Annotated in this window: 5 protein-coding genes; 2 read left to right on the plus strand and 3 right to left on the minus strand. The window is 40.0% G+C overall.

The window, feature by feature from the left end; translation table 11 throughout:
- Positions 1 to 23 precede the first annotated feature (23 nt).
- The 3 genes from PX484_RS00740 to PX484_RS00750 are packed head-to-tail and all read right to left on the minus strand — an operon-like array spanning position 24 to position 724.
- Positions 24 to 209: a type II toxin-antitoxin system HicA family toxin gene (locus tag PX484_RS00740; RefSeq protein WP_002762193.1), complete on the minus strand. Its 186-nt coding sequence runs from the start codon at positions 207 to 209 to the stop codon at positions 24 to 26.
- The gene (locus PX484_RS00745) at positions 206 to 430 is read right to left on the minus strand and encodes a type II toxin-antitoxin system HicB family antitoxin (protein ID WP_002734968.1); all 225 of its coding nucleotides are present in this window, start codon (positions 428 to 430) and stop codon (positions 206 to 208) included. The genes PX484_RS00740 and PX484_RS00745 overlap by 4 nt, the downstream gene beginning before the upstream one ends.
- 45 nt (positions 431 to 475) lie before the next feature.
- A complete protein-coding gene (locus PX484_RS00750) occupies positions 476 to 724 on the minus strand; it encodes a DUF433 domain-containing protein (RefSeq protein WP_052276594.1) in 249 nt (82 codons plus the stop codon).
- Between the two features lie 281 nt (positions 725 to 1,005).
- Between PX484_RS00750 and PX484_RS00755 the strand changes: the two genes are divergently transcribed.
- Together PX484_RS00755 and PX484_RS00760 are read left to right on the plus strand one after the other, a co-directional pair.
- Positions 1,006 to 1,194: a hypothetical protein gene (locus tag PX484_RS00755; protein ID WP_002762197.1), complete on the plus strand. Its 189-nt coding sequence runs from the start codon at positions 1,006 to 1,008 to the stop codon at positions 1,192 to 1,194.
- A partial coding sequence (locus PX484_RS00760; RefSeq protein ID WP_288102660.1) for a type II toxin-antitoxin system RelE/ParE family toxin occupies positions 1,191 to 1,459 on the plus strand: 269 nt, incomplete at its 3' end. The genes PX484_RS00755 and PX484_RS00760, both read left to right, overlap by 4 nt.

A 1,459-nucleotide genomic window follows, 5' to 3' on the forward strand; every position in this document is an offset into this window, starting at 1 on the left:
CAGCAGCTTAACAGGAGTCGCACTCATGGTTCTGGTATTTGTAAATCTCGACAAATTTTTCGCGTCAAGAATTCATTGATTTCACGATGGCGCGGAATGGCTGAAGATTTCTGATTGACACGATTTACATAAATCGTATGATTGCCGCCTTCTCTTAAGAATTCACAGCCATAATTTTCTAAATGACGAATTAAGTTTATACGTTTCATGCAGCCCAGAAAGTAACAGACTCTCGAATCACTTCTTGTCCTTGCAGTTGCTCTTCAGCTAATATACGATTAGCTTCTAAAACTAGCTCAATTGCTTCTTCTAAATTACTTCTAGTTTCTTCTAGAGTCTCTCCTTGAGTATTAGCTCCTGGCAATTCTTCGACAAAACCAATATAGCCTTCGGGAACTTTCTGGAATATTTTTGTTAGTTTTAGTTGCATGATTTACCTCAGAATTTTAAATTATATCACCCACCATCATTAAAGTTAGCGGTGCGTTACGGCTGCTGAAGTGAAGCTAACGATATAATCGGATACAGCCCAAGCTGCATAATTAAGAGCCTGACGAATATCTTCCTCCTCCAACTCTGGATAAGCCTCTAAGATTTCCTGAATAGATAACTGACTAGCCAACAGTTTCAAAACAAATCCTACAGTGATACGCATTCCTCGAATCATTGGCTGTCCAAGACATATTTGTGGATTAACAGTAATACGGTCTAGCTCTCTAATCACCGTGGAACTCCTGAGATAAACTCCTCCTGTATTGTTACATACAGCAATGAATGTTGAGCAAGTTTCTGCGCTGCTGCGTGTGAATTAAGCGGCGACGAGAGTAAATATACAGCATTTATCCACCAACTAACACCAATCACGGGTTGAGGTTTCGTTGAGGACATCGAGAGGGAAAAGCCTTTTTGGATATTCTGAGCGTTAGCGGTGGTTTTAGAATACACCATCTCTAGGAGCCTATCTTGCTATAATGTAAACTGTCAGGAGTCATTTTGGAAACCATCATGGAAATAAAAAACATTAAACAAAAAGCCAGAAATTTAATCGATAAATTGCCGGATAATTCTACATGGGATGATTTGATGTATGAGATTTATGTGAGACAGGCAATTGAAGCAGGATTAGCCGATAGTGAGGCGGAAAAGGTTATTTCTGTGGCAGAAGTACGCACTAAGTTCAAGCTAGAGCCATGAAAGTTTTCTGGACAGAAACCGCCGTTAATCATTTATCATCCATCTACAACTACATATCACAAAACTCCCCTCAATATGCTCAAAGACTGGTGGAAAGATTGACCAGACGCTCAGAACAGATTGCTAATTTTCCCTTTTCGGGTCGTCTTGTTCCGGAGTTTGAAACTGAGCAGATCCGAGAAGTTATCGAGGGTTCTTATCGCATAATTTATTATATCAAGCCTGAGCAAATCGATGTTATTGCGGTACTTCATGCTGCCCGAAA

This window comes from Microcystis sp. M49636_WE2 (assembly GCF_030065375.1).
Classification (GTDB): Bacteria; Cyanobacteriota; Cyanobacteriia; order Cyanobacteriales; family Microcystaceae; genus Microcystis; species Microcystis aeruginosa_C.